The sequence below is a fragment of the Kitasatospora sp. NPDC058406 genome (assembly GCF_042722765.1).
Classification (GTDB): domain Bacteria; phylum Actinomycetota; class Actinomycetes; order Streptomycetales; family Streptomycetaceae; genus Kitasatospora.
In genome coordinates this window covers 1-4579 of record NZ_JBHXKE010000415.1, presented here as the reverse complement: position 1 = coordinate 4579, position 4579 = coordinate 1, and the positions used below count along the sequence as shown (strand labels likewise).

Sequence of the window (4579 nt, the reverse complement as noted above, 5' to 3'; positions counted from 1 at the left end):
GGACGGGCCGCCGCCCATCCTGCCCGGCCGCACCGGGCCACCGCGCGTGGCGGTGGCCCGGTGCCGGTGACCGGCGGTCCGTTCCGGCGCACCGGCCGCCGGGTCCCGGCGGTGTCTGCGGTCCCGACGGCCTCAGCGGTGCCGGCGGCGTCAGCGCACCGGCTGCGGGGCGCGCTGCGCCCGGACGGCCCGGGTCTCCGACGCCGAGGCCGCGCCCAGGCCCGCCCCCCGGGTCTCCTCGGCCCACAGCACGCAGACCAGCAGGCCGACCGCGGTGACGCCGGCCGCGATCAGCATGGTCGGCCCGGTGCCGAGTCCGGTCAGCGACAGCGGCAGCAGGTAGGTGCCGACGGCCGCGCCGATCCGGCTCACGGAGGTCGCGACGCCGACGGCGGTCGCCCGGATCTCGGTCGGGAAGAGCTCGTTGGGGTAGGTCCAGTCGAGCACGTTGGGCCCGCCGCACAGGAAGGCGTACGCACACAGGGCGACGACCGCGACGGCGGCCGGGGCGGCCGGCCACAGGCCCAGCAGGGCCAGCGGGAGGATCATCAGGGCGAACGACCAGATGATCACCGGACGGCGGCCCCAGGTGTCGATCAGGCGCAGCGCCGGGTAGCAGCCCAGCAGGAACACCAGGCTCACCAGGCCGGTGCCGAGCGTCTCCAGCACCGTCCCGCCCGGCATGCCGAACGCCGCGAGGATCTGCGGCCCGAAGGTGAGCATCGCGAAGAGCGGTGCGACCTGGCAGAGGAAGAACAGCCCGCAGAACAGGGCCCGGCGCCGGTACGGCGGGGTCATCAGCAGGCGCAGTCCGGTGGCACGGCCGGGCTCGGCCGGCTCGGGCATCAGCTCGCGCCCGTCCACCCGGACGCCGAGGTGCTTCTCGACGACACGGACCGCCTCGCCGACCCGCCCGTTGGCGGCGAGCCAGCGCGGGGACTCCGGCGAGCCCCGGCGGATCACCAGGAACACCACGCACAGCACGGCCGAGCTGGCCAGCATCCACCGCCAGCTGCCCGGCCCCCCGATCCGCAGGAACAGGTAGCCCGTCAGGTAGGCGAGCACCGAGCCGGCGTACCAGGCGACGATCTGCTGGCCGAGCAGCCGTCCGCGCTGCTTGGCGGGCAGCCACTCGGCCAGCAGCGAGGTCGCGATCGGGTAGTCGGCGGCCACCGCCATGCCGAGCACGAAGCGCAGCAGGGTGATCGCCCAGACGGCGTCGACCCAGAAGGACAGGACCGAGCAGGCGATCATCACGAGCAGGTCGGCGGTGTACATCACCTCCCGGCCGATCCGGTCGGTCAGCACGCCGAAGAGCGCGCCGCCGACGAACATGCCGATCAGGGCCGCGGCTCCGATCAGGCTGACGTCGGTGGCGGAGAGCCCGAGCTCGGGGCGCATGCCGATGAGGGCGACGCCGACGATGCTCAGGATGTACCCGTCGAGCAGGGGTCCGCCGGAGCAGGCGAGGGCGAGCCTGCGGTGGAAGGCGGTATACGGGGCGTTGTCGATGGTGCGTGACATGGAAGTCGGGTCCTCCGGAGCGGACGGCGGTGCTCCCGCACCCCGTACGCCGGCGTAGACGACGGATAGGCGGGCCGCCCCCGGGGGAACGGCCCGCTCGCCCGGAAACCGACCGGGCGACCGTCCACAGTTGCCCGCCTTTCCGACCCGGCCGCGGGGGCGAAGGTCAGCACGGGAGAGGACGGAGGTCCCGAATCGGACGGGCCCTCGGCCCCTGCCGGAACGGCGCCCGCCCAGTCGTGACGGGCCGTCCGGGGGTGTCCGCGCCCTCCGGGCCGCGCCGTGTGACCCTCGACACCCCGTCGGCTCCCCCGGCCGGGCGGCCCGGCGGTCCCGAGAGCGGCGGTTTACTCCCGGCGGGACGGGTCAGACGGATCCCATGAGCGACCGACCCCGCCGTCCCGGCGTCTTCGACCACCACGGGAGCTGGCAGACCCGCGCGGCCTGCCGGCACGCCGACAGCCGACTCTTCTTCCACCCCAACGGCGAACGCGGTCAGGCCCACGAGGACCGTGACCGGGAGGCCAAACGCGTCTGCGCCCACTGCCCCGTCAGCCGGGCCTGCCTGGAGTACGCCCTGCTGGCCGAGGAGGTCTACGGCATCTGGGGCGGGCTGACCGAGGCCGAACGCGCCGAACTCGTCCGGCCCTCCCGCCGCAGGACCGCCCGCCGAACGGCCACCCACGACAGGGCCTCCTCGCGCGGTTCCCACGACGCGGCGTAGCGGACGCCGCTTCCGCGGGCAGGCACCGCGGCGCGCGCCGTCGGCGTCCCGTGCGGCGCCGGGCACACCGGGCACGCCGTCGCGCCGGGGGCGCCTCCCCGCACGACCCCCTCCCTCTCTTCACAAAATCATCACGCGACCGGGGGACATCACCCCGCCGGTCCCGGGTAGAGCCGTCCTCGTCATCGCGGAACCGATGAAAGGACCGACATGGCTGCGCCCAGTGATGCTCTCCTCGCCCCCGCCCCGACGGCCGTCCCCGGCCGGGCCGGACGAAGGGGTGCCTCCCCCGTCACCGCCCTGCCCGCGCCGACGGCCGTCCGGCCGCTCCAGGACGAACGGCCGGCGCCGTACGTGCTGCCCGAGGTACCGGACCCGTCCGAGGTCGCCCCCGCCGACGCCCGCGAGCTGACCCGGGACCTGCTCCTGCGGCTCCGGGACCTGGAGGAGGGCACGCCCGAGTACTCGTACGTCCGGGGCACGCTGATCGAGCTCAACACCTCGCTCGTGCGGTACGCCATGCGCCGCTTCGCCTCCGGCCGCGAGCCGCAGGAGGACCTCCTCCAGGTCGGCACCATCGGTCTGATCAAGGCGATCGACCGTTTCGACCACAGCCACGGCGTGGAGTTCACGACCTTCGCGATGCCCACCATCCTCGGTGAGATCCGCCGGCACTTCCGCGACACCACCTGGGCGGTGCACGTCCCGCGCAGGCTCCAGGAGCTGCGGCTGGCGCTGGCCAAGGCCCAGGAACGGCTCGCCCAGGGCCTCGACCGCGCGCCGACGGTGGCGGAGCTCGCGGAGGACCTCGGCCTCACGCAGGAAGAGATCATCGAGGGGCTCACCGCAGCCAACGGTCACTCCGCCGGGTCGCTGGACTCCTCGGCCGACCCCGACGCCGCGGACTCCCCGCTGCGGCGCCTCGGTGGCGTGGACGGCCGGCTGGAACTGGTCGAGAGCCTGGTCGCGCTGAAGCCGCTGATCGCCGAACTGCCCGAACGCGACCGGCTGATCCTCTCGATGCGCTTCACCGAGGAACTCACCCAGTCCCAGATCGGCGCCCGCCTCGGCGTCTCCCAGATGCACGTCTCCCGCCTGCTCAGCCGAATCCTGAAGCGGCTCCGGGACGGCCTGGACGAGTCCTGAGACGGCCCGAGTCCCCGCCCGTCGCCGAGGCCGGGACCGCGCATCCCCCTGCGCCCCTGGCTGTACGGCCTCTCATCGGCGTAAGGTCACCGAGAGCATCCGGAGAGAAGGGCACGTACCATGCCAGCCCAGGACGACCAGTATCCGGTGGCCGCCCCGGCGGCCACCGTGCCCACCGCACCGGGCGTAGAGGTTCGCCTCGCCGGCACGGAGTCGGCCGTCTGCGCACTGAGCGGCGACCTCGACATCGACAGCCTCGCCCCGGCCGAGCAGGCCCTCACCGAGCTGGTGGCCCAGCGCCCCCGGCGGATGGTCGTGGACCTGCGAGAGGTCGGCTTCTGCGACTCCTCGGGGCTCAACCTGCTGCTGAGGGCGCGGCTCGCCGCCGGCAACGCGGACGTCGAGTTCCGGCTCGCCGCGCCGTCCCCGCAGGTCGCACGGCTCCTGGAGATCACCGGAGCCGAAGCGGTCTTCTCCATCCACGAGACCGTGCCCGCCGCGCTTGCCTCGTGAGGCGCGGCCGGGCACCCTCCGTGCCCGCCGGGCCCCAGTGGCCCGGCATCCACCCCCAGGCGCAGGAATAACTCCGATGCCCCGGGGCAACCGATCAGACGACCTCTCATCACCCGTGCGAGGAAGGGGTGAGCGACCCATGGCGACGAGCCGCGGCGCGCTCGACGGCAGCCGGTCCGGGAGCGGCCGCCCGGCGAGCGGGCAGCGCCGGCGGCTTCGGCTGGCCGGGCTACCCAAACCGGTCGCCCGCTCCCGGGCGTTCACCGGCGAAGCACTGGCCGACTGGTCCTGGCTACGGCCCGAGGACGGCGTGGACCCCGACGTGGTCGACGACGTCGTCCTGCTCGTCGCCGAGCTGGTGGCCAACGCGATGATGCACGGCGGGGGCCCGCTGGAGCTGGTGCTCGACGCCACCGAGGCGCGTCTGCGGATCGAGGTCAGCGACGGGTCCTCGACCCTGCCGGAGCTCCGGCTGCCGCACCGGCCCGGAGTGCCCGGCGGGCACGGCCTGTTCATCGTCCAGCGGGCGGCCGACCGCTGGGGCGCCGCGCTGCACGAGAGCGGCAAGGCGGTCTGGGCCGAGATCGACAGCCACCGGCTGGTGCCCGTACAGGGCTGACCGGCCGCCGGGGCGCCACCCGGACCGGGCGTGCCGTGGTCCGCGTCCGGGGC

Annotated in this window: 5 protein-coding genes; 4 read left to right on the top strand and 1 reads right to left on the bottom strand. The window is 74.5% G+C overall.

Annotation, left to right across the window (positions count from 1 at the left end):
• Positions 1-150: 150 nt before the first annotated feature.
• On the bottom strand, positions 151-1524 hold the full coding sequence (locus ACFWOG_RS39745; RefSeq protein WP_380364518.1) for an MFS transporter: 1374 nt from the start codon (positions 1522-1524) through the stop codon (positions 151-153).
• A gap of 379 nt (positions 1525-1903) precedes the next feature.
• On the opposite strand from ACFWOG_RS39745, the gene ACFWOG_RS39740 reads away from it, so the two are divergent.
• From ACFWOG_RS39740 to ACFWOG_RS39725, 4 genes are all read left to right on the top strand, one after another.
• Positions 1904-2248: a WhiB family transcriptional regulator gene (locus ACFWOG_RS39740; RefSeq protein WP_329881339.1), complete on the top strand. Its 345-nt coding sequence runs from the start codon at positions 1904-1906 to the stop codon at positions 2246-2248.
• A 210-nt stretch (positions 2249-2458) separates the two neighbouring features.
• The gene (locus ACFWOG_RS39735; RefSeq protein WP_380364516.1) at positions 2459-3394 is read left to right on the top strand and encodes a SigB/SigF/SigG family RNA polymerase sigma factor; all 936 of its coding nucleotides are present in this window, start codon (positions 2459-2461) and stop codon (positions 3392-3394) included.
• A gap of 120 nt (positions 3395-3514) precedes the next feature.
• Positions 3515-3907 (top strand): STAS domain-containing protein, encoded by a 393-nt coding sequence (locus ACFWOG_RS39730; protein WP_329881341.1) that lies wholly within the window; start codon positions 3515-3517, stop codon positions 3905-3907.
• 139 nt (positions 3908-4046) lie between these two features.
• Positions 4047-4526 carry an ATP-binding protein gene (locus ACFWOG_RS39725; RefSeq protein WP_329881342.1) on the top strand — a complete coding sequence of 160 codons (480 nt, stop codon included), beginning with the start codon at positions 4047-4049 and terminating at the stop codon, positions 4524-4526.
• Positions 4527-4579: the final 53 nt, after the last annotated feature.

Coding starts and splice junctions, on each gene's coding strand:
- ACFWOG_RS39745 (WP_380364518.1), bottom strand. CDS start 1,524: ATGTCACGCACCATCGACAACGCCCCGTATACCGCCTTCCACCGCAGG.
- ACFWOG_RS39740 (WP_329881339.1), top strand. CDS start 1,904: ATGAGCGACCGACCCCGCCGTCCCGGCGTCTTCGACCACCACGGGAGC.
- ACFWOG_RS39735 (WP_380364516.1), top strand. CDS start 2,459: ATGGCTGCGCCCAGTGATGCTCTCCTCGCCCCCGCCCCGACGGCCGTC.
- ACFWOG_RS39730 (WP_329881341.1), top strand. CDS start 3,515: ATGCCAGCCCAGGACGACCAGTATCCGGTGGCCGCCCCGGCGGCCACC.
- ACFWOG_RS39725 (WP_329881342.1), top strand. CDS start 4,047: ATGGCGACGAGCCGCGGCGCGCTCGACGGCAGCCGGTCCGGGAGCGGC.